Source organism: Streptomyces sp. NPDC051555 (genome assembly GCF_044454405.1).
Classification (GTDB): domain Bacteria; phylum Actinomycetota; class Actinomycetes; order Streptomycetales; family Streptomycetaceae; genus Streptomyces.
On sequence record NZ_JBITDP010000020.1, the window covers coordinates 41,805 to 64,439 of the forward strand.

Genomic DNA, 22,635 nt, shown 5'->3' on the forward strand with positions numbered 1-22,635 from the left:
GGTGCCACCGATCACCACGAACGACGAGGAACGGACTTCATGAACGACCAGCACGACCACGGAGCACTCGGAGACGCCGAGTACGCGGAGTTCATGGAGCTCGCCGCGGAAGAAGGCTTCGACATCGAGGACGTCGAAGGCGCGATCGAGGAGGCGGGCGCGGGCCCGCTCCCCGTCCTCGCCGTCGTCGGCCGCCCGAACGTCGGCAAGTCGACCCTGGTGAACCGCATCATCGGCCGCCGCGAAGCGGTGGTCGAGGACAAGCCGGGCGTCACCCGCGACCGCGTCTCGTACGACGCCGAATGGGCCGGACGCCGGTTCAAGGTCATGGACACCGGTGGCTGGGAGCAGGACGTCCTCGGCATCGACGCGTCCGTCGCCGCCCAGGCCGAGTACGCCATCGAGACCGCCGACGCGGTCGTCTTCGTCGTGGACGCCAAGGTCGGCGCCACCGACACCGACGAGGCCGTCGTCAAGCTGCTGCGCAAGGCGGGCAAGCCCGTCGTGCTCTGCGCCAACAAGGTGGACGGCCAGAGCGGCGAAGCCGACGCGACCGCGCTGTGGTCGCTCGGCCTCGGCATGCCGCACCCGGTCTCCTCGCTGCACGGCCGCGGTACGGGCGACATGCTCGACGCCGTCCTGGAGGCCCTGCCCGAGGCCCCGCCGCAGACCTTCGGCGCCGCGGCCCCCGGCGGCCCGCGCCGGATCGCCCTCATCGGCCGTCCGAACGTCGGCAAGTCCTCGCTCCTGAACAAGGTCGCGAAGGAGGACCGGGTCGTCGTCAACGAGATGGCCGGCACCACCCGCGACCCGGTCGACGAGCTGATCGTGCTCGGCGGCATCACCTGGAAGTTCGTGGACACCGCGGGCATCCGCAAGAAGGTGCACCTCCAGCAGGGCGCCGACTACTACGCCTCCCTGCGCACGGCCGCCGCCGTCGAGAAGGCCGAGGTCGCGGTCATCCTGATCGACACGACCGAGAACATCAGCGTCCAGGACCAGCGCATCATCACCATGGCCGTCGAGGCCGGGCGCGCCATCGTCATCGCCTACAACAAGTGGGACGAACTGGACGAGGAGCGCCGCTACTACCTCGAGCGCGAGATCGAGACCGAGATGCAGCAGGTCTCCTGGGCCCCGCGCGTCAACGTCTCCGCCCTCACCGGCCGCCACATGGACAAGCTGGTCCCGGCGATCGAGACCGCCCTGGAGGGCTGGGAGACGCGCGTCCCGACGGGCCGCCTGAACGCGTTCCTCGGCGAGATCGTCGCCGCCCACCCGCACCCGGTGCGCGGCGGCAAGCAGCCCCGCATCCTCTTCGGCACCCAGGCGGGCACCAAGCCGCCGCGCTTCGTCCTCTTCGCCTCCGGCTTCCTGGAGGCCGGCTACCGGCGCTTCATCGAGCGCCGCCTGCGCGAGGAGTTCGGCTTCGAGGGCACCCCGATCCACCTCTCGGTGCGGGTGCGCGAGAAGCGCGGCTTCAACAAGAGCAAGAGCAACAAGCAGTAGTCGCACCCAGCGGGTGCACCGGGGTCAGTAGCCCCGGCGCGGAGCGGGCGGCAGGGCCGCCGGGATGTGCTGCATCCCGGTCTGGTGCTGCCGCCCGTTGCCGTATCCGGGGGCGGTGCCCGCGGTGGCGTAGCCCTGGGCGCCCTGGCCGGCGTAGGAGGGCTGGGGGACGTACGCGGGCTGGGGCGCGTACGAGGGCTGCCACGGGTCGGTCTGCCATGCGGAACCGTTCCAGCCGCTCGTGCTGGTCTGACCGCTGCTGTACGCGCCCGGGTACCCGGTGGTGGCCAGCGCGCCGCCGGGAGCGGCCGGGGCCGTGCCGAAGGCCGTGAAACCGAGGTCCTCCTCGCCGCTGCGGTCGCCGGGCAGGGCCCGGAAGGAGCGCAGGTACTCCGAGTACAGGGCGTCGAAGATCGGGGTGGGCGAGGCGGTGTGCGGCGCGGCGTGCGTCCCCTCCCGCGTCCATGCGGGGCGCATCGGGGGGATGGGGCTCGAATAGGACGGGGCGCGGGAGGGATCGTATGAATGCACGTATCTGCCAACGAAACCGGCGCCCTGCGGATGCGGGGCGCCGGGGAGAAATCGCAGATCGCCGGGGGTGTGCGGGACGGACCGCGCACCCCCGGCGCACGCCATCGCCCGGCCCCCGCCCCGGACGGGTCCGGGGCCGGGACCGGACGAGGGCAGTCCGGTGGGGGTGGGGCGGGGCTCAGGTGCCCGCGAGCGGCATGGAGGCCGCCACGAGCTTGCCGCCCGCCGCGGCCTTGTCGAGCGCGTCGCGCAGCAGGTCCTCGCGGGGCTGCTGGCCGATCGAGCCGACGGGGGCGGCGTAGACGAGCACGCGCTGGGTCTTGTTGACGGCCGCGCGCCAGCCGTCGGTGACCGAGAGCGCCTTGTGGGCCTGCCACCAGGAGGTGGGGGCGCCGCCGTCGATGCCGGGCTGGAGCACGGCGTGCAGCAGGCCCGCGGCGAGCAGCACCGACCAGCCGGACAGCTGCGAGGGCAGCGTGGAGGTGTCGGTGACCGGGATGAAGCCCTGCTCGATGAGGAGGGGCAGGAAGTCGTCGCCCGGGCCGTCGGTGCCGGGGCGGGCGATCGGCGCGGTCGGCTCGACCACGAGCGCGGGGTGCAGCTCGCCGCCGATCAGGACCAGCCCGCTGGTGATGCCGAGCACGGCCTGGCCGCCCGGTACGGCCTGGGGGACGTCGGGGGCGGCGAACGCGTCGCCGGGGCCCTCGGCGGCCGGGTCGGTGCCGGTGATGCTGCGGACGGCGCCCTGGAGCTGGGCCTCGGAGACGTTCACCACCTGCGAGGGGATGCACAGTGCGTGGGCGAAGGCGAGGACCGCGGTCTCCTCGCCGACGAACAGCACGGTGCTGGTCTGCTCGCGCTCCGAGTCCCCCGGGGTGCGGCACGAGGTGCAGTCGTAACTGCTCGGGGCCTGGTCACCGGCGAGCAGTCGGTTGGCTTCTTCGTCGCCGATCTCGGCGCGTACGTCATCACTGACCTCGAGCATGCGCGGCACGGAGTGACTCCTCGGACTACGACGGACCGGTGGGCCGTTCCGTCTCGGCGTGCGGGACCGGGCGGTTCCCGGCTCGCCGGGATCAACGGGGGAGTGACGGCCGGGGTCACGCCGGATGAGGGAACGGATTCGAACCTGACCCCCGGACGAGTGAACGGGCTGAACGGAGCGTTGCTTTCATGCCAACTCTTTTCCCTTTGTGCTCAGTTGACGGCGCGGAATGCGCGGTTCGCGGGGGCGGGGTGATCGGCCTTCCGGGTGGCCGCGGGTGGGCGGCCGCGTGGCGGGGCGGGGGCGCGAGGGGGGCTGCGTAGCGTGATCAGATGCCCACATTCCGGATCCGGGCGGCCGTGTTGGTGGCTGCCGCGCTGGTGTTCGTACCGTCGGCGGCGTCGCGCGGCTACGCGTCGGCCCCACCGCCACCCGCGCCCGGGCCCGCCGGGGTCGCCGCCGTCGGTGCGCCGGGGACGATCGGGAAGGGGGCCGGGGACTGCGGGCCCGGCGGCCAGTGGCCGTGGGACTGCGTGGCCGACTGCGAGAGCACCGGCCGCTGGAACGTCAACACCGGCAACGGCTTCTACGGGGGGCTCCAGTTCTGGCAGCCCACCTGGGAGGAGCACGGCGGGCTCGGCTACGCGCCGCGCGCGGACCTGGCGGCGCGGGAGCAGCAGATCCGGGTGGCGGAGGACGTCCTGGGCACGCAGGGGTGGGAGGCGTGGCCGGTCTGCTCGAAGCGGTACGGGTTGGCGGGGCGGATGCACGTGGTGCGGGGCGGGGACTCGTTGGACTCGATCGCTCGGCGGCATCGGGTGCGGGGTGGGTGGCGGGTGCTGTACGAGGCGAACCGGGGGGTGATCGGGGGCCGGCCGGAGCTCCTGGTGGTGGGCTCGCTCCTGGTCCTGCCGCCGTCTGCCCCGGCCCCGGCCAAGCCGTCGGCCCCGGCCCCGGCCCCGACGCCGGGGGCCGTGGCCCCCACCCCTGCCCCGGCTGCGCCTTCGGCTGTGCCTGTGCCTGTGCCGCGCGTTCGCTGACGGTGCCTCCGGCGGCGCCTCAAACGCCGGCGGGGCTGGAGTGGGCGGGGCGGTTCGGCCTGCGCGGGCTGGAGTGGGCGGGCCGATTCAGCCTGCGCGGGTTGGAGTGGGCGGGCCGATTCAGCTTGCCCGGGTTGGAGTGGGCGGGCTGATTCAGCCTGCGTGGCTTGAACGGCCGGGGAATCAGCCTGCCCGGCGTTTGAGGGCCCGCCGGAGGCCATATCGACCGGAGCGGTTCGTGGGGCCTCCGGCGGCGCCTCAAACGCCGGCGGGGCTGTAATGGGCGGGGTGGGGCGCTGGCAGACTCGGGGCATGCTGGAGACTTCCGCTCGGTTGCTGCGCCTGTTGTCCCTGTTGCAGGCGCACCGGGAATGGACCGGGTCCGCCCTCGCGGAGCGGCTCGGGGTGACCCCCAGGACCGTACGGCGCGACGTGGGCCGCCTCCGCGAGCTGGGATACCCGGTCAACGCCAGCCCCGGCACCGGCGGCGGCTACCAGCTCGGCGCCGGAGCCGAGCTGCCCCCGCTGCTGCTCGACGACGACGAGGCCGTGGCGGTCGCGATCGGGCTGCGGACCGCCGCCGGGAACGGCGTCGAGGGCATCGGGGAGGCCTCCGTACGCGCCCTGGCCAAGCTGGAGCACGTGCTGCCGACGCGGCTGCGGCGCCGGGTATCGGCCCTCAACGCCTTCACCGTGCCGATGCTGCGCGGCCCGGACCGCGCCACCGCGGACCCCTCCGTGCTGGCCGAGCTGGCGGCGCTGTGCCGGGACGGCGAACGGCTGCGCTTCGGCTACCGGGACCACGCCGGTGCGAGCACCCGCCGGACCGTGGAGCCGCACCGCCTGGTGTGCACCGAGCGCCGCTGGTACCTGGTCGCCTGGGACCTGGAGCGCGCCGCCTGGCGCACCTTCCGCGCGGACCGGATCGAGCCGAGGCCCCCGCACGGCCCCCGGTTCACCCCGCGCCCGCCACCGGCCGAGGACCTGGCGGCGTACGTCTCCGAGGGCGTCTCCCACCGCGGGTACGCGGCCCGGGCCGTGGTGCGGCTGCGGCTGCCGGCCGAGGAGGCGGCGCGGACCATCGGGCCCTCGGACGGGGCACTGGAGGCACTGGACGCGCACAGCTGCCTGCTGCGCACGGGAGCGGTCGGCCTGGACGTGTTGGTGATTCACCTCATGCTGCTCGGCTGCGAGTTCGAGGTCGTGGAGCCTCCCGAGCTCACCGCGCGGATCAGGGCGGCGCGGGACCTCCTCGGGCGGGCCGTGGGGCCGGTGGACGGGGCGGACTCCCCGCGCGTGGAGAAAAGGTGAAGGCGTGTCGGGCAATGCGGACACGGAATTCCGGGGGTCCGGACAGGAATTGGAATGAGCCGTCGCCCCGGGCGTGTCGCGGGCCGGTAAACAATTGCCGTGAGGAACTCGGCGGGCGGAACGACTGTCGGCAATCCGTGACACAAGCGTGACCCGGTTTGGACGAACACCTGGGCGTTCGGCTGACGCACGACTGCCGCGGTCCGGAGGATGATCCGGCTCGCGGCAGTCGGGTGGAGCGTGGAGCGTGGAGCGTGGAGCGTGGAGCGTGGAACGGGGCCGGGGCGGGATCGGGCTGTGCGTACCGTGCTCCCGCCCGGGCGCCGGGTCAGCCGCCGGCCACCGGGCGGGCCGCCGGGTTGCGTCCGGTGCGGTCGCGGTCGGTGTGCGGCGGGCGACGGCTGCCCGCCGGGGTCACCGGGGTCCGCTCCGAGCGGATGACGTGCGGCCGGGCGGCCACGTGCGGGGCCGTCGTACGGGCCGCGGTGGCGTGGCCGGCGCCCGCGGGCACCGCGGCGGGCTCCTCGGGCACCGGAAGCGCCTCGGCCGCCCGCTGGACGAACACCTTGGCCTGGGCGGACAGCGGGGCGACGGGCAGTGCGGCCGCGCCGTTGCGGCGGCGCAGGCGCCAGGCGACGCGCTGCTCCATGATGAAGGCCTCGGTCCGGGCGATGAAGGGCTCGAACCACGGCAGGGCGAGCAGCACCAGCAGGCCGGCGGCCCAGCCGAGCAGCACGTCGCTGACCCAGTGCGTACCGAGGTAGACGGTGGTGGCGCCGACGCTGAGCGCGACGATCGCGGAGGCCGTCGACAGCACCCGTCGGGTGACTCCGGTGGAGGCCAGGTAGGCCAGGATCCCCCAGGTCACGACGGCGTTGGCGGTGTGGCCGGAAGGGAATATATCGCCGCCGCCGAACATCTCGGCCGAGCCGATCTGGGTCGCGTAGTGCGGGCCGAGGCGGCCGAGGCCGAGCTTCACCGAGCCCACGGTCACGTTGAGCGCGAGCAGGGCCACGCCGAGCGTGATCAGCGGGCGCAAGGTGTGCTGGCGCCAGCAGCGCCAGCCGAGCCAGGCCATGACCATCATCGAGGTGGGGCCGCGCTGGCCCAGCACCACGAGGTAGTCGAGGAAGGCGTGCACCTGCGGCCACTGCTCGTACGGCCGGAAGAACATCAGCTGCCAGTCGAGCCGCACCAGCCACGAGGTGGTCAGTACGCCGATCACGATCGCCAGGTAGAACACGAGCGTCGCGCCGAAGAGCACGACACGGTGCCGGCTCATCTGCGGCACTTGCAGATGAGCCGGTCGTTCGGGTTCCCGGTCGAGGCGGGCGAACACCCGCTCCAGACGGGTGAAAATTTGGTCAGTACGCACCCAATCGACGTTACCGCGCGCCGATGGGCCGCCCGGTCGAATCCCGGGCTTTGTGATGACCATGTGATGTGGAGTTGGTCTCGTTCGGGTCTTTATTCCCCGGAATGCGGCAATGTCCTGAGGCGTGGCTGCCGGAACGTGATCCACATGTGTCCTGAATAAGGTGACACACTTATCGGGATTTTATGGGGCCGGGAGCAATTACTTTGCACAAAGATGGATCGGAATTCCCCCTTCCGTTAGCCGGCTCCCGTTACGGCGGCCCCGACCCGTTCAGCCACCAGGCGCCGTAGACCGCCGAGGCCAGGGCCAGCGCCCCCACCGCCGCGGCCGCCCGCCCGGTCCGCCGGCGGGCCAACGCCACCGCGACCGGCAGCAGCAACGGAAAGGCCGGTAGCAGCAGCCGGGGCTTGGACCCGAAGTACCCCGAGGCGCACAGTGCCAGGGCCACCACGATCCCGCCGTAGACCAGCAGCGCCACGGGCTGCCGCTGCCGCACGCACGCCGCGCACAGCCACAGCACCAGCGCGACCCCCGCGAGCAGCCCCAGGCCCGCCAGGACCCCGGGCGGCGTGGCCGAGCCCAGTCGGCCCCCGATGAAACGCGCGAAGGCCCAGCCGCCGTCGAAGCCGTTGCCCCAGCCGGCCTGCACGTCCAGGTAGCCGAAGAGCCCGCGCCCGGTGTGCGCGCCGACCCACAGGACGTAGGCCGCCGCCCCCAGCGGGGCCAGCGCCGCCCCGACCGCCGTCCGCCAGGTACCCCCGCCGCCCCGCCGGGCCAGTACGGCCGCCACCCAGACCGCCGCGACCACCGCCGCCCCGACCGGCCGGGTCAGCCCCGCCAGCGCGGCCAGCGTGCCCGCCCACACCCAGTTGCCGCGCAGCACCCCGTACAGGGCCCAGGCCGCCAGCGCCGTGAAGAGGGCCTCGCTGTAGGCCATGGACTGCACGATCCCGACCGGCAGAGCGGCCCAGAGCGCCACCGCCAGCACCCCGGCCCGGCGCCCGTACAGCAGGTCGACGACCGCGAAGATCCCCCAGGCCGCGGCCAGGGACGCCGTCCACGCCACCACCAGCCCCGCATCGCCGTACGCCATGCCGGTCGGCGCCGACACCGCCCGCTCCAGCCACGGCAGCAGCGGGAAGAAGGCGAGGTTCGAGTGGACGTCGCCGTTGGCCAGCACCACCTCGTACCCGTAGCCCTCGCCCGCGACCCGCGCGTACCAGAGGGAGTCCCAGCGGGCGGAGAGCAGCGTGTGCGCGCTGCTGCCCGCGGCCGACCCCCACAGCCAGAGCGCGAGCAGACCCAGTGCGCGCACCGCGGCGAAGACGGCGAGCGCGGGCGCGACCCGGCGCGGGGTCGGGGCCGGCGCGGGGTCGGGGGTGGGGTCGGGCGGCCGGTTCGCGGGGTGCGGCGGCGCGGGCGGGGCGGGTGGGGCGTGATCGTTCACGGGATCGATTATCGGGGCCGCGCGGCGATCCACGGCCCGTGACCTGGCGTGTACGCCGGTGGGGGAGGGGGAAGGGGGGAGCTGCGCCGTGACGTACCGCACCGTGCGGACGTGACCGGGATGAGAGCTTGGCCACGTCGGCGCTGGCTCGAACTCGCGTACGCTGTCCGTTCACTCGCGCGTCGATGCCGGACCCCGTGGGCCGCCGCCCTCCGCGGCCGTCGGACGCTGGTCCGCCGCGGCGAGGGCTCATCTGGGAGGTAGATGCATGTCGGGGACGAACACCCTCCGGCAGCGGATCGGCGCGCTCGCGGGAGGCGCCAACCGCTGGGCCGTACTGGCCGTCCTCTGCATCAGTCTGCTCCTCGTCGCGCTCGACGCGACGATCCTGCACGTCGCCGTCCCCTCGGTCACCGAGGACCTGCGCCCCGGCTCGATCGAGCTGCTGTGGATCGTCGACGCCTACCCCCTGGTCTGCGCCTCGCTGCTGATCCTCTTCGGCACCCTCGGCGACCGGGTCGGCCGCCGTCGGATCCTGCTGCTCGGCTACGGGCTCTTCGGCGTGGCCTCGGCGATCGCCGCCCTCGCCGACAACGCCCAGCTGCTCATCGCCGCGCGCGCCCTGCTCGGCATCGGCGGCGCGATGATCATGCCCGCCACCCTGTCGATCCTGCGCACGGTCTTCCCCGACCGCCGCGAGCGGGCCCTCGCGATAGGGATCTGGACCGCGGTCGCCGCCGTCGGCGCGGCGAGCGGTCCCGTCATCGGGGGCTTCCTCGTCCAGCACTTCTGGTGGGGCTCCGTCTTCCTGATCAACATCCCGCTGATGGCTCTGATCCTGCCGCTGGGGCGGTGGCTGCTGCCCGAGTCCAAGGGGGCCGACGACGGGCCCTGGGACGTGCTCGGTGCGCTCATGGCCGCCGGGGGCGTGCTCGGTACGGTGCTCGGGGTCAAGCGCGCGGGCGCCGACCGGACCTTCCTGGAGGTCGGAGCGGTGGTCCCGGTGCTGATCGGCGCCACCCTGCTGGTGCTGTTCGTCCGCAGGCAGAAGCGGCGCGAGCAGCCGCTGATCGACATCGGGATGTTCTCCCGGGTGGCCTTCTCCACCTCCGTGGCCTGCATCGTGCTCGCCATGCTGGCGCTGGTCGGCCTGGAGCTGATCGCCGTCCAGTACCTCCAGCTGGTGCTGCACCTGAGCCCGCTGGAGACGGGGCTGCGGCTGCTGCCGCTCACCTTCGCGGCGATGGCGGCGGGCGCCACCGGCTCGTACACCCTCCAGCGGGTCGGCCCGCGCGCGATGGTCTCGCTGGGCTTCACGCTCACCGCGTGCGCCGTGCTGCTGTTGACGCTGATGGGCCTGGACGACCGGCCCTGGCTGCTCACCTTCGGCTTCGTGCTGCTCGGCTTCGGGCTGCAGACCACCCTCTTCGCGGCGTACGAGTCCATGCTGAGCGAGGCCCCGGCCAGCAAGGCGGGGGGCGCGGCGGCGATCGGCGAGACCTCCTACCAGCTGGGTGCGGGGATGGGCATCGCGCTGCTCGGCAGTGTCATGAACGCGGCCTACATCCCAGGGCTGCGGGAGGTTCCCGGGGTCTCGGCGGTGGATTCCGGGCGGGCCTCGAACTCGCTCGGCGAGGCGTACCAGATCGCGCGGAGCCTTGGCGGGCCGGCGGGGGAGTCGCTCTACTCGGCGGCCCGGCACTCCTTCGTGCACGGGCTGCACGTGACGTTGGCGGTGAGTGCGGTGCTGTTGTTCGCGGGGGCGGCGATGGCGTTGAAGCTGCCGCGGGGGCTGGAGGGTGAGCCGGGGCCGGCCGAGCCGGTGCGGATCCCCGGGCAGTCGGGGCCCTGCCCGGACCCGGTCGCGGGGCCCTCCGCGCAGCGCTCCTCCTGACCCCGCGCCTCAAACGCCGGCGGGGCTGCACATCCAGCCTGCCCGGCGATTGAGGGCCCGCCGGAGGCTGCGTCGACCGGTTCGGTGGGTGGCGGCGCCCGCCCCGGGGCTCCGCCCCGGACCCCGCGCCTCAAACGCCGGCGGGGCTGGAATGGCCGGGGGCTCCGCCCCGGACCCTGCGCCTCAAACGCCGGCGGGGCTGATGTGGGTGGGGGTGGACCCCGGGGGTGAACGGTGGCTAACTTGCAGCGCTAGGTTTTGTTTCCAGGCCCGCCGGGAGGCCCTCGTGTCCGCGTCGAAAACGCCGTTCGTCCCCACCGACCCCCTCGGGCTCGACGAGCTGCTGAGCCCCGAGGACCTCGCGGTGCGGGACACCGTAAGGGCCTGGGCCGCCGACCGCGTGCTGCCGTACGTCGCCGATTGGTACGAGAAGGGCGAGCTGCCCGGGATCCGGGAGCTGGCCCGCGAGCTGGGCGGGATCGGCGCGCTCGGCATGTCCTTGACCGGGTACGGCTGCGCGGGCGCCAGCGCCGTCCAGTACGGGCTGGCCTGCCTGGAGCTGGAGGCCGCCGACTCGGGGATCCGCTCCCTCGTCTCCGTACAGGGCTCGCTCGCCATGTACGCGATCTGGAAGTACGGCTCCGAGGAGCAGAAGCAGCGCTGGCTGCCCGGCATGGCCGCCGGTGAGCTGATCGGCTGCTTCGGGCTGACCGAGCCGGACGTGGGCTCGGACCCCGCCGCGATGCGCACCCACGCCAAGCGCGACGGCGGCGACTGGGTGCTGAACGGGCGCAAGATGTGGATCACCAACGGCTCGGTCGCGGCCGTCGCCGTGGTCTGGGCGCAGACCGACGAGGGGATCCGCGGCTTCGCCGTACCCACCGACACCCCGGGGTTCTCGGCGCCCGAGATCAAGCACAAGTGGTCGCTGCGCGCCTCGGTCACCAGCGAGCTGGTCATGGACGACGTACGACTGCCCGCGGACGCGGTGCTGCCCGACGTCATCGGCCTGCGCGGCCCGCTCGGCTGCCTCAGCCACGCGCGGTACGGGATCGTCTGGGGGTCCATGGGGGCGGCGCGCGCCAGCTTCGAGTCGGCCCTCGGCTACGCGAAGACGCGCGAGCAGTTCGGGAAGCCCATCGGTGGCTTCCAGCTCACCCAGGCCAAGCTCGCGGACATGGCCCTGGAGCTGCACAAGGGCATCCTGCTCGCCCACCACCTCGGGCACCGCATGGACGCGGGCACCCTGCGGCCGGAGCAGATCAGCTTCGGCAAGCTCAACAACGTCCGCGAGGCGATCGAGATCTGCCGCACCGCGCGGACCGTCCTCGGCGCGAACGGGATCTCCCTGGAGTACCCCGTCATGCGGCACGCCACCAACCTCGAATCGGTGCTCACCTACGAGGGCACCGTCGAGATGCACCAGCTGGTCCTGGGCAAGGCACTCACCGGCCTCGACGCCTTCCGGTGAGCGCCCTGCTCAGCTCTGGTTGAAGAAGTCGCGCGTGCGTCCGCCGGACTCGCCGCTGACGATCTGGGTGTCGGCCGGGGTCAGCAGGAAGACCCTGGTCGCCACCCGCTCGATGGAGCCGCGCAGGCCGAAGGTCAGGCCGGCCGCGAAGTCGACCACGCGCTTCGCGTCGCCCGGGTCCATCGAGGACAGGTTCACGATCACGGGCACGCCCTCGCGGAACAGCTCGCCGATGCCCCGCGCGTCGCGGAAGCCGTCGGGGGTCACCGTGGCGATCCGCCGGCCGTGCTCGACGGCCGACTCGGACGCCACCTGGACCCGCGGGTCGGTGACCCACTGCTCGCGCTCCACACCGCCCGTGTGGTTGCTCTGCGCCGCGGCCTCCGCGTACTCGTCGTCGTAGTAACGCTCGTCACCGCTGTCCTCAACGAGACCCAGCCAGGCACTCGCCTTGCGTACCGAACCCATGGACGCCTCCTTTCACCGGGGGTCTGTCTGTCATCTTCTCCGCGTCCCTATGGTCGACCATGATGCTGACAACGCGCCAAGTGGATAGTCGCCGCGCAGGGGTTTCGTGACGGTACTGGTGCAGAACATCCGGTGCGGGCCAAGGTTCCAGGCGTCTACCCGCTGCTGACTGAGTGAAAATACGATCGCTGCATCCGTTCAGGTGACCGCAGGGGACGTACGGGTGAAGGACCGGGCTCGGTACGATGCCCCGCACGCACGCGCTTGACACACGGGGGAACCACTTGTTCGGCATCGTCAGACCCTGCACGCACCGGCTCGGGGACCGGTTCAAGACGGAGTGGACGGCCCATCTCTGCGGACTGTGCCTGGCACTTCGCGGGGACCACGGTCAGTTCGCGCGGGTGGTGACCAACTACGACGGGCTGCTCATATCCGTTCTGACGGAGGCTCAGTCCGGACCGGCCCCGGGCTCCCGGCGCACGGCGGGCCCCTGCCCGCTGCGCGGGATGCGCACCGCGCCGGTGGCCAACGGCGAGGGCGCGCGGCTCGCCGCCGCCGTCTCCCTGGTGCTCGCCTCGGCGAAGGTGCGCGACCACGTGGCCGACCGGGACGGCCTGTTGGCGCGCGCTCCACTGGCCGCCGCCGCGCGCACCGTGGCCCGGCGCTGGGACCGCGCCGGCGCGCGCACCGGGGCCTCGCTCGGCTTCGACACCGCGGTGCTCGTGGACGCTGTGGACCGGCAGGGCGACATCGAGGCACTGGCCGGGCTCGGCACTCCGGTGCTGCGGGTGACCGAGCCGACCGAGACCGCCACGGCCGCCGCCTTCGCCCATACCGCGACCCTGGCCGGCCGGCCGGGCAACGCCCCCGCGCTCGCGGAGGCGGGCCGCTACTTCGGCCGGCTCGCGCACCTGCTGGACGCGGTGGAGGACCAGGCCGCCGACGCCGTGGCGGGGGCCTGGAACCCGCTGACGGCCACCGGGACCCCGCTGGTCGAGGCGCGGCGGCTGTGCGACGACGCGCTGAGCGGGATCCGGCTGTCCCTGCGGGAGGTCGAGTTCGTGGACGCGGGGCTCGCGCACCGGCTGCTGGTGCACGAGCTGCGGACCTCGGTGGACCGCGCCTTCGGCACGAGCTCCTGCGGGCACGCGGGCTCCGCCGCCGGGCACGCGCACGGCCAGGGGCAGGGGCAGGGCCACGGTCAGGGCTTCGGCGCGGCGCCGCCCGGCTGGGACGCGGGGAGCGGGGGCCCGTACGGCGGCGGCCCCCAGGGCGGGAACCCGTACGGCAACCCCTACGGGCCGACGGCTCCCGGTGGCCCCGCGGCGCCCCCGCCGATGGGCCCGGGCGGGCCCGGGGGCGGCTGGGGCGGCGGTCCGGGCGGCTTCGGCGGCCTGCCGCCGCAGAAGCCGCGACGCGGCCTGCTGGCGGGCTGCGCCGTGGCCATCGGGCTCTTCTGCACCTGCCAGCTGTGCTGCACCGAACACGAGGGGCCCTGGTCCCGCCAGAAGCGGGACGCGTGGTGCGACGACTGCGATTGCAGCGGCTGCGACTGCGGGTGTTGCGGTGACGGGGGCTGCTGCGACGGGTGCGACTGCTGCGACTGCGGGTGCGACTGCGGCTGCTGAGCGCGCCTTTGAGGCGACGTCAGAGCAGGTCCGTACGGCGTACCTTGTAACGCCGGTGACATCGACCGGCGGCCGCGGTGTGGAAATGTGACCGCATGGTCTCTGACGCAACGGACGCGGCCGACGCCGTCACCGCCTGGGAGCGCTGGCACGCGCACCGGGTGGACACGGTGTCCGGCCCCTACGGCCCCCTGGCCCTCACCGGCACGCACTGGCTCGCCGACTACCCGGAGGGTCGAATTCCGGACGTTCCCGGGCGGTGGCGCGAGACGGACGCCGGAGTCCTCCTCGCCGCGGGCCCCGGCGACGGGCTGGCCCTCGACGGCGAAGCCTTCACCGGCGAGGCGGTGCTCGGCGCCGACGACGGCCCGCCGTCGGCCTCCCGGGCCGCCGCGGGCGCGGTCCGGCTGGTGGTGATCCGGCGCGAGGGGGCGTGGGCGGTCCGCGGCTACGACCCGCACGCCCCGGCCCGCAGCGCCTTCAAGACGATCGAAGCCACCCCCTACGACCCGGCGTACGTGCTCCCCGGGCGCTTCCGGGCGTACGACGAGGACCGGACCGTACAGGTGGAGAACGCCGACGGGCGGGCCCGCGGGCTCGGCCTCGGCGGCGAGCTGGCCTTCGACTTCCGGGGCGCCCCGCACGCCCTCCAGGTCGCCGTGGACGAGGACGACGGCAGCCTGTGGGCCGTCTTCGGCGATGCCACCGGCGGGCGGAGCAGCTACCGCTTCCGCTTCCTGCGCCCCGGGGTCCCGGCGGCCGACGGTTCGATCACGGTCGACCTGAACCGGGCGCTGCTGCCTCCCTGCGCCTTCGCGGACCACTTCATCTGCCCGTTCCCGCCGCCCGGGAACACCCTGCCCTTCGAGGTCGCCGCAGGTGAACGGCGGCTGGAATCAGCCCTTGCTACCGGTATCTGACGCCACCACACTCCCGGTCAGTGCTTGTCAGGTGCACGGCCAGGCCCCCCAGTCCGCCGCGCCCCGATTCCCTCCGGGAGGACGAGAAATGAGCTTCAAGCACATCCCCCACACCCCCCACACCCCCATCCCCGCAGCGACCCGCGGGCGCGCCCGCGCCCGCACCCGGCTCGCGGTGCTCGCCGCGGGCCTCGCCGCCGTCGCCGCCTTCACCGTTCCCGCGACGGCCAGTGCCAGCTCCGAGGCCGACTCCGGCGGCCTGAGCGCGGATCGGCTCGCCGCCGTCGGCGCCGCCGTACAGCGCGCCGACGTCGCGGGCACCGCCTGGTACACCGACCCCGCCACCGGCACCCTCGTGGTGAGCGCCGACTCCACCGTCTCCGCCACCGACCTCGCCAGAATCAAACGCGAGGCCGGGACGGACGCCGGGGCCCTGCGCGTGGAGCGCACCTCCGGCCGATTGAGCAAGCTGATCAAGGGCGGCGACGCGATCTACGCCTCCAGCTGGCGCTGCTCGCTCGGCTTCAACGTCCGCAAGGGGACCACGTACTACCTGCTCACCGCCGGCCACTGCACCGACGGCGCGGGCACCTGGTGGACGAGCACCGCCCACACCACCACGATCGGCGCGACCGTCGGATCCAGCTTCCCCGGCAACGACTACGGCCTCGTCCGCTACGACAACGCCGCCCTCGCCCACGAGGGCACCGTCGGCAGCCAGGACATCACCAGCGCGGCCAACGCCACCGTCGGCATGTCCGTGACCCGGCGCGGCTCCACCACCGGCATCCACAGCGGCACGGTGCAGGCCCTCAACGCCACCGTCAACTACGGCGGCGGCGACATCGTCTCCGGCCTGATCCGCACCAACGTCTGCGCCGAACCCGGCGACAGCGGCGGCCCGCTCTACTCCGGCACCCGGGCCATCGGCCTGACCTCCGGCGGCAGCGGCAACTGCTCCAGCGGCGGCACCACGTTCTTCCAACCGGTGACCGAGGCCCTCTCCGCCTACGGGGTCAGCGTCTACTGACCGCGGCTCGTCCCGCGCGCCCCCGTGCACACCCTGGACGTCCCCCCGCCTTCTGGGAGGATGTCGTGGACGTCCAGGGTTCGGCCGTCCACGGGGGAGGCTCGGGTATGAAACGCATCGGGGTGACCGGCCACCGGTCCCTTCCCGACGAGGTGATCGCCCACGTCGAGGACGGGCTGCGGGCCGTGCTCGACGGCCACGACGGCCCGCTGGAGGCGCTGTCCAGCCTCGCGGAGGGAGCGGACCAGCTCTTCGCCGACATCGCGCTCCAGTGCGGGGCCGACCTCACGGTGGTGATCCCCAGCGCCGACTACGAGGCCACCTTCGGCGGCGGCGCGCCGCTCGCCGGCTTCCACCGGCTGCGGGGACTGGCCGCGCAGGAGGTCCGGCTCGACTTCGCCCGCTCCACGGACGAGGCGTACTACGCGGCGGGCACCTTCATCGCCGACAGCTGCGACCGGCTCGTCGCCGTCTGGGACGGCCTCCCGGCCCGCGGGCACGGCGGCACCGGCGAGATCGTCGCCTACGCACGCGCGCTCGGCAAGCCCGTCACCGTGCTGTGGCGGGCGGGCGTCGTACGGGACTGAGCGCTCCCGCACCGCACGACGCCGCGCCCCCGGGAAAGCGGGCCCGCCTCAACTGCTGTGACGGGCCAGCCAGTCCGTGTGCTGCGGGGAGACGTAGCGCTCGGTCTCGTAGACCGCGGACGGCCACTGCGTCTCCGTGATCGTCGTCTGCATCACCACCATCATCGCGGACAGGTCCTGCTCGATCAGGGTGTGCGCCTCGATCAGCGGATGGTGGCGGCGCACCTCGTTCCAGGCGATCCCGGCCGCCGCGGCGGCGCTCAGCAGCGCCGTCAGCCGCGTCCCCGGACCCGACCCGAAGGCCCCGAGCAGCGCGAACAGCAGCGCCACGCAGGTCAGCAGCACGATCGACCACGACCACACCGCCGTGGCCCGCCGCGACACCTCCGTCTTGCGCTGGTACCACTTGCGCTGCTCGATCAGCCGGTCCCGCACGTACGTCTCGCGCCGCACCTGATAGTCGAGGCCCCGCAGCCGGTGCATCGCCCCGGTGATCTCCCCGCCCTCGGGCAGCATCCCGGCGGCGCGCGGATCCTCCCAGCCCATCTTGCGCAACTCGTCCAGACCCGCCTCCAGTCGGGTCCCGTACGCCTGTGCCACGCCCGACACGTCGCTGCCGAACGGCGCCCCGTGGACGGCGTACCGCCAGGCCAGCGACTTGATGAACTCCGCCGCACTGCGGTTGAGCTGCCACTGCGGGCGGGCCCGGCGCCGGGTGGCGCGCATCCCGACGGCGAGCACCCCCGCGTACGCCAGCGCGCTGAGCATCCCGAACAGGTGCAGCGACCCGATCCGGGCGGCCGAGGACGGCAGCGCCCCGACCGCCGCGGCCGTCACGAGCAGCAGCAACTGCGCGCGGGTCGCCTGCGTGGACTCCCGCTGCCGGGAGATCGCCGCCTGGTCGGTGTGGTGGAAGAGGGCCGGCAGGTCTTCGTTTCGAAAGGTCATGCTGTCGGTCACAGCGAACCCCCCAGTCTGCTGTCCAGTGGTGCGCGGTGCGGCCGCCGGGACCTGCCCGGTCCCCGGCGGCCGCCCCGCCCGCGGGCGGTCACACCGCCAGCGGCTCCAGGTCGCGGTGGACCCGGCGCTCGTCGCGTGCGTAGCGGGTCAGGCCGTGTTCCTCGCCCAGGAGCCTCGTCAGCTCGTTCACCGCTTCCGTGCGGACCCGTGCGGCCTCCTCCTTGCGGCCCATCGAGTCGAGGCTGACCGCCATGTTGGAGGCGCTCGCCAGGGTTTCGGGGTGGTGCGCGCCGAGCGCCTCGCGCAGCCGCATCACCGCCATCCGCTCCAACTCCAGCGCGCCCTCCGGATCACCCAGGTCGGCCAGGGTGTTGGCCAGGTTCAGGTGGGCGAAGATGGTGTGCGGGTGGTTGTCGCCGAGCACCTCGCGCATGTGTCGGATCACGTGGCGCAGCATGGTCTCGGCCGTCTCCGCGGCTCCCGAACCCCAGTGGAAGACCGCGAGGTTGTTGAGCGCGGCCAGCGTGTACGGGTGCCGTTCGCCCGGCACCTTCATGTACTCGTCGACGACCTCCTGCGCCAGGTCCCGCGCCCCCGCCGAGTCCCCGACGGCGAACATGTCGGCGGCCAGGTTGAGTTCGCAGGCCAGCAGGTCCGGGTTGACCGAGGTGTACTTGGCCCGGTAGCGGTTGCGGGTGGCGGTGGTCAGCCGCCGCGCGTCCTCCAACTCGCCGGCCCGGCGCAGCGATACGGCCAGCGACTTCGCGGCGGCGAGGGTGCCCGGGAAGGCGCGCCCCAACTGTCGCTTGTAGATCTCGTAGGTTCGGCTCAGCAACTGCACCGAGTCGTCGTAGCGGCCCACCTCCCGCAGGTCGCGGGCCAGGCTCTGGGCCGAGGAGAGGGTGTACGGGTGGTCCGGGCCGAGCACCTCGGTGCGCCGGTCGAAGACCTCCTGGTCGATCTCGCGGGCCCGGGCGTACTGCCCGACCATGCGCAGGTTCAGCGCCAGGTTGTTCGCGGCCGCCAGGGTCCGGGGGTGCGACTCGTGGAAGATCTGGCTGAAGCCCTCGTGCGCGGCCGTCGCCAGCTCCATCGCCTCGCCGTAGCGGCCGAGGGTGCCCAGGTCCATCGCCAGCCCGCTGGTGGTCATGTAGGTGTGCGGGTGCGAGGGGCCGAGCGCGGTGCGCTGGCGCTCCAGGGTGACCTCGTCCAGCTCCTTGGCCTCCACGAACCGCCCCTGCGAGCGCAGGATGTTGGACAGGTGGAAGCGCAGGTACAGGTACTGCAGGTCGTCGCCGCCCAGGGTCTCCTTCCAGGTCTCGCGCAGCTCCTCGCCCAGCTGGTAGGCCGCCTTGAAGTCACCGCGCTTCCAGAGGTAGCGGACCCGGTCGATCAGGAGCCGGCGGGTCTCCGGCTCCTTGCAGAAGCGGGCCTCGGACGGGGTCAGGTGCGGCCAGATGGTGTTGAACCGCGGCCACGTCTCCGGGTTGTCTATCGGCTCGTCGTCGTCCGGCCGGGCGCCCGCCAGGATCCGGTGCACCGCGTGTCGGGCCTCGCGCTGCTCCTCCTCGGTCAACTGGGCCCGGATCACGGCCTGGACCAGGCGGTGCACCTGGATGCTGTTGCTGACCTGGTCGACCTTGGCCATCGCGAACCGGCCGATCTCGCGGATCACCCGGCCCAGCACCAGCTTCTCCTGGAGCGAGGAGTCGTAGGGCTTGAGGGCGTCGATCATCTCCTTGCTGTACAGGAGGTTCGCCGAGATCGGCTCGGGCGCGAAGAAGGCGCAGAGCTGGAGCAGCCGCACGGCGGCGGGGGAGCGGCTCTGCAGCCGTTCTATGGAGACGTTCCAGGTGGCCGCGACCGGCTCCGGGTAGCCGGGGGGTTGGTTGAGCGCCAGCACCCGGGCCGCCTGCTGGGCGAGCTGCTCCAGGTACGCGGAGACGGGCGTCGCGGTCTCCGCGATCCAGGCACCGGCCTGCTCGACGGCGAGCGGCAGGTCGCCGACCGCGATCGCGACCTGCTCGGCGTCGTCCTTGGTGAGCCCGGGGGCCCGCCGCTGGAGGTGCTCGATGGACTCCTCGCGCAGGAAGACGTCCACCGGCAGCGCGTCCCCGTACTGCGACCAGCTCTGGTTGCGGGAGGTCACCAGCACGTGCCCGGGACCGCCCGGCGGGAAGAACCGCTTGAGGGTCTCCGGATCGTCCGCGTTGTCGAAGACGAGCAGCCAGCGCGCGGAGGGGACCCCGCGCCGCAGCAGGTCGATGGCCTCCTGGGAGGCGGCCGACATGTCCTCGCCCGTCTGCGCGCCGAGCCGGACGGCCAGCTCGGCGAGGGCCGCGACGACGTCGTCCGTCTGCTCGGAGGAGATCCACCACACCAGGTCGTAGTCCGCCATGAACCGGTGGACGTACTCCAGCGCGACCTGGGTCTTGCCGACCCCGCCGAGCCCGTAGAGGGTCTGCGGCTGCGGCAGCACCACGGCCACGCCCCCGCCGAGCTGGTCGCGCATCCGCTCCAGCACGATGGAGCGCCCGGTGAACCCGGGGTTGCGCGGCGGCGCGTTCCAGATCTTGGGGACGGTCCCCGGGAAGCGGGGGCCGGGCGCCGTGGCGCTGCTGATCCCGTCGTTGAGGGGGGCGGGCCGCTCCACCGCGCGCAGCAGGGCGGTGGTGGCGTGCATCTCGTCGAGGCGGAAGAGGTCCACCGGATTGCGGTCGATGTACGGGGTGCTCAGGCGTACGTCGCCCACGCGCAGCGGCACCAGCTGGCGCCGCCCGCCGGTCGGGTCCTCGGCGGCGGCCCGCTCCCACACGTCCACGGCCCGGGCGGACTTGAGGTAGGCGCTGGAGAGCAGCACCACGGTCCGGGCGGCGGTGTCGACGCTGATCCCGGCGCCCAGGGTGTCGCCGGGGGCGGCCGCGGGCGCGCGTTCGGCGGAGACGTCCTTGGGCACCACCCGGAAGCCGGCCCGGGTGAGGACCGATTCGATCCAGTCGGCCCACATGCGGTTCTCGGCGACGTAGGACAGGAACAGGTCGGCGGGCAGGGCGGGGCGGCGCCGGGTGAAGGCGTCGCGGATGCGCAGCCGGACCTCTTCGCCGATGGCGGGCATGGAGGTGATCTCGCCCTCGGTGACCACCGTGGTGAGCCGTTCGAAGGCGGAGAGCAGGGAGTTGGTGAGCCCGGCCTCGTCGCCGAAGGTGGCCAGGGTCTCCTCGTAGGCGTAGTACGGACGGTACGGGATTTCCACCGCGCCCCAGTACGCGGTGAGTTCGTCGCCGCCCAGCCCGCTGGGGAAGCGGTCGAACTTGATCCGGGCCAGGGCGCGGCCCGCGTCGGCCTTCTCCTTCTCGCCCTCGTCGATGCGCATCGGGACCGGGTAGATCTTGATGCCCCGGTCGTTGAACCGCTCGTCTATCTGCCGGGCGACGGAGGCGGCGCCGTCGATGGACTGGTCGGAGAGGGTGAAGCAGTCGACCAGGATGTCGGGCAGGTGCACCGTGCAGATGTCGGCTATGTCGCTCAGCCCGGTGCGGCTGTCGATCAGGACGTAGTCGTAGTTGCGCTTCATGTCGTCGCGCAGCGCGTCGAAGAAGTGGCCGCCGCCGAGCCGGTCGTAGAAGTTGTCCCAGTCGAAGGTGGAGACCGTGGCGGAGTACTCGCGGTTCTGCCGGCCCGCGGAGACGAAGTCGAGGGTGCCGCCGTCGGGGAACTCCCAGCCGAGGGTCTCGGGGGTGAGGGAGACGGCGTGCGGCTGGATCCGCGCGTAGTCCTTGTGCCAGTCGTCGGAGCGCTGCGCCGGGCTGGTCGCGGCCCAGGCGTACTCGCTGATCAGGTCGATGATCCCGGTGGTCGCCCCCAGGGTGGAGGGGTCCAGGAACGGGTGGAAGAAGCGGTGCAGGCCGGGAGCCTCCAGGTCCCAGTCCACGGCGAGGACCCGCTTGCCGTTGGCGGCGAGGATCCAGGCGGTGTTGGCCAGCGCCATGGTGCGGCCGGTACCGCCCTTGTACGAGTAGAAGGTGACGATCCGTCCGTCACGACTGGCTGTCATCCGCGTCCCCCGCTTGGTTGGTCGGTCCGTCGGCGTCCGGGTGCGGCCCGGTGGTCCGGGCGTCGTGCTGTTCGGTGTCGGGTGGGAAGGGCGCGGGCGGCGGCGCGGGTGGCCCGTTCATGCCCATCGGGCCGAGCAGCCGCGGCCGTTCGGTGTGCGCCCCGCCCGCGGGCGGATAGACCTGGGCGTGTCTGAGGAACTGCTGGGCGGCCGCCTCGACCACCTGCGGCAGGATCTGGCCGAGGGTCTCCATGTTGGCCACGCCGTTCGCGGCGGCCCGGCAGGCGATCCGGCCCTGACCCATCTTCACGGGCATGGTGTCTTCGAGCTGGTCGGTCAACTCCGCTTCCCTGGCCCGGCTCTGGTGGTCGTAGCGGTTCCACGGCACGACCACGCTCACCCAGGGCCGGGGGTCCTGGTCGAAGGCGGCCAGGCGCTGGCGGCGCAGGTCGTCGGCGACGGCCCAGCGGTCGACGATCAGGATCTCGGGGCGGGTCGGCGGCTGCTTGGTGTCGAAGTGGCCGGCCTCGTCGTCGAAAGAGGCCATCGTGGTCTGGTAGTTGAGGGAGCGCACCAGGTCCTCGGCGACGTAGGCCACCGGCCGCTGGGCGACGGGGTGGTACGGATTCCAGTCCAGTGCGGTGTCCCCGTAGTACTCGGGGCTGCGGCCCTCCGGGAGGTCGTGCCGGGTGGCGGCGGCCACGGTGACGTGCAGGCTGCGGGCCGCGTTGCCGGGGCCGCCCGTGGCCCCGGGACTGCCGAACGCGCTGGGCACCACCCGGTAGTCCATGGGGCGGCTGATGTCGAGGCGCACGGATTCGGCGACGCGCACGATGCGCTTGGCCAGCTCGTAGACGGCCCGCTCGTACTGTTCGGCGTACCCGCGCAGCTTGATCAGTCCGTAGAGCCCGTCGGTGACGTAGCGCTCGCCGAAGGTGTTGTGGTTGAACTGGAGCCGCTCGGCCGGGCCGGGCAACTGCGCGGGCGGCACGGGGACCCACAGCGCGGGCACGATCGCCTCGGCGGGTTCGCCGCTGACCGCGGTCCGCTGGATGGTGCGGTGTGCGAAGGCGAACCATTCCTTTCCGCACATCTCGCTCGCGAAGTAGCGCGGCGAGAAGAGCGGGACGAAGACCCGACAGGTGGCCAGTGCCGTGCCGAGTCGTTCCGACCAACCCTCGCCGCTGCGTATCTCCCGGTCCATGAATCCGGCGTCGGACCCGGCGGGCAGGTCAGTGAGCGCCATGACGTGGCTGGAGAGGTCACGGAAAAGCCGCTCCACCCACATGTCGGGGTCGGGCCCCCCGGCCCCGAACCTCGGCGTATGCGCATAACTGAGAAAAAAGTACGGCTGCACTGATGCGGGCACACGACCCCCGTCCCGAAGATGTGGAGCGAAGAAACATCATTCCGGAGCTG

The 22,635-nt window shown here is 73.0% G+C and carries 17 protein-coding genes; 9 read left to right on the forward strand and 8 right to left on the reverse strand.

The features are described 5' to 3' along the window. The first annotated feature begins 39 nt into the window (after positions 1-39). The gene (der, locus tag ACIBEA_RS32155) at positions 40-1,509 is read left to right on the forward strand and encodes a ribosome biogenesis GTPase Der (protein ID WP_399266716.1); all 1,470 of its coding nucleotides are present in this window, start codon (positions 40-42) and stop codon (positions 1,507-1,509) included. A gap of 24 nt (positions 1,510-1,533) precedes the next feature. On the opposite strand, the gene ACIBEA_RS32160 is transcribed toward der, so the two are convergent. Further along, positions 1,534-1,986, reverse strand: a complete 453-nt coding sequence (locus tag ACIBEA_RS32160; RefSeq protein ID WP_399266717.1) for a hypothetical protein — start codon at positions 1,984-1,986, stop codon at positions 1,534-1,536. Positions 1,987-2,218: 232 nt separating this feature from the next. Further along, positions 2,219-3,034 (reverse strand): hypothetical protein, encoded by an 816-nt coding sequence (locus tag ACIBEA_RS32165; protein ID WP_399266718.1) that lies wholly within the window; start codon positions 3,032-3,034, stop codon positions 2,219-2,221. 323 nt (positions 3,035-3,357) lie between these two features. Between ACIBEA_RS32165 and ACIBEA_RS32170 the strand changes: the two genes are divergently transcribed. Together ACIBEA_RS32170 and ACIBEA_RS32175 are read left to right on the forward strand one after the other, a co-directional pair. Next, positions 3,358-4,065 carry a transglycosylase family protein gene (locus ACIBEA_RS32170; protein WP_399266719.1) on the forward strand — a complete coding sequence of 236 codons (708 nt, stop codon included), beginning with the start codon at positions 3,358-3,360 and terminating at the stop codon, positions 4,063-4,065. A 312-nt stretch (positions 4,066-4,377) separates the two neighbouring features. Next, entirely contained in the window at positions 4,378-5,376 is a 999-nt protein-coding gene (locus ACIBEA_RS32175; protein WP_399266720.1) for a helix-turn-helix transcriptional regulator, read from the forward strand. Positions 5,377-5,704: 328 nt separating this feature from the next. Here ACIBEA_RS32175 and ACIBEA_RS32180 read toward each other — a convergent pair whose 3' ends face one another. Further along, positions 5,705-6,751: a phosphatase PAP2 family protein gene (locus tag ACIBEA_RS32180; protein ID WP_399266721.1), complete on the reverse strand. Its 1,047-nt coding sequence runs from the start codon at positions 6,749-6,751 to the stop codon at positions 5,705-5,707. Positions 6,752-7,004: 253 nt separating this feature from the next. After that, positions 7,005-8,201, reverse strand: coding sequence for a hypothetical protein (locus tag ACIBEA_RS32185; RefSeq protein WP_399266722.1), 1,197 nt, complete (start codon positions 8,199-8,201; stop codon positions 7,005-7,007). 268 nt (positions 8,202-8,469) lie between these two features. Between ACIBEA_RS32185 and ACIBEA_RS32190 the strand changes: the two genes are divergently transcribed. After that, complete coding sequence (locus tag ACIBEA_RS32190; RefSeq protein ID WP_399266723.1) at positions 8,470-10,095, forward strand: MFS transporter; 1,626 nt, start codon at positions 8,470-8,472, stop codon at positions 10,093-10,095. 286 nt (positions 10,096-10,381) lie between these two features. After that, a complete protein-coding gene (locus tag ACIBEA_RS32195; protein ID WP_399266724.1) occupies positions 10,382-11,566 on the forward strand; it encodes an acyl-CoA dehydrogenase family protein in 1,185 nt (394 codons plus the stop codon). Between the two features lie 9 nt (positions 11,567-11,575). On the opposite strand, the gene ACIBEA_RS32200 is transcribed toward ACIBEA_RS32195, so the two are convergent. Continuing rightward, positions 11,576-12,034, reverse strand: a complete 459-nt coding sequence (locus ACIBEA_RS32200; protein ID WP_399266725.1) for a cell division protein SepF — start codon at positions 12,032-12,034, stop codon at positions 11,576-11,578. A gap of 284 nt (positions 12,035-12,318) precedes the next feature. On the opposite strand from ACIBEA_RS32200, the gene ACIBEA_RS32205 reads away from it, so the two are divergent. From ACIBEA_RS32205 to ACIBEA_RS32220, 4 genes are all read left to right on the forward strand, one after another. Further along, complete coding sequence (locus ACIBEA_RS32205) at positions 12,319-13,665, forward strand: DUF5685 family protein (protein ID WP_399266726.1); 1,347 nt, start codon at positions 12,319-12,321, stop codon at positions 13,663-13,665. A 95-nt stretch (positions 13,666-13,760) separates the two neighbouring features. Then, positions 13,761-14,585: a DUF1684 domain-containing protein gene (locus ACIBEA_RS32210; protein ID WP_399266727.1), complete on the forward strand. Its 825-nt coding sequence runs from the start codon at positions 13,761-13,763 to the stop codon at positions 14,583-14,585. 88 nt (positions 14,586-14,673) lie between these two features. Then, a complete protein-coding gene (locus ACIBEA_RS32215; protein ID WP_399266728.1) occupies positions 14,674-15,615 on the forward strand; it encodes a S1 family peptidase in 942 nt (313 codons plus the stop codon). A 107-nt stretch (positions 15,616-15,722) separates the two neighbouring features. After that, positions 15,723-16,202: a hypothetical protein gene (locus ACIBEA_RS32220; protein ID WP_399266729.1), complete on the forward strand. Its 480-nt coding sequence runs from the start codon at positions 15,723-15,725 to the stop codon at positions 16,200-16,202. 48 nt (positions 16,203-16,250) lie between these two features. Here the strand turns inward: ACIBEA_RS32220 and ACIBEA_RS32225 are convergent, their stop codons facing one another. From ACIBEA_RS32225 to ACIBEA_RS32235, 3 genes are all read right to left on the reverse strand, one after another. Then, positions 16,251-17,150 carry a DUF4231 domain-containing protein gene (locus ACIBEA_RS32225; protein ID WP_399266808.1) on the reverse strand — a complete coding sequence of 300 codons (900 nt, stop codon included), beginning with the start codon at positions 17,148-17,150 and terminating at the stop codon, positions 16,251-16,253. Positions 17,151-17,250: 100 nt separating this feature from the next. After that, positions 17,251-21,216 (reverse strand): FxSxx-COOH system tetratricopeptide repeat protein, encoded by a 3,966-nt coding sequence (gene fxsT, locus ACIBEA_RS32230; protein ID WP_399266730.1) that lies wholly within the window; start codon positions 21,214-21,216, stop codon positions 17,251-17,253. Continuing rightward, positions 21,200-22,585 (reverse strand): TIR-like protein FxsC, encoded by a 1,386-nt coding sequence (locus ACIBEA_RS32235; RefSeq protein ID WP_399266731.1) that lies wholly within the window; start codon positions 22,583-22,585, stop codon positions 21,200-21,202. The genes fxsT and ACIBEA_RS32235 overlap by 17 nt, the downstream gene beginning before the upstream one ends. Between the last annotated feature and the right edge of the window lie 50 nt (positions 22,586-22,635).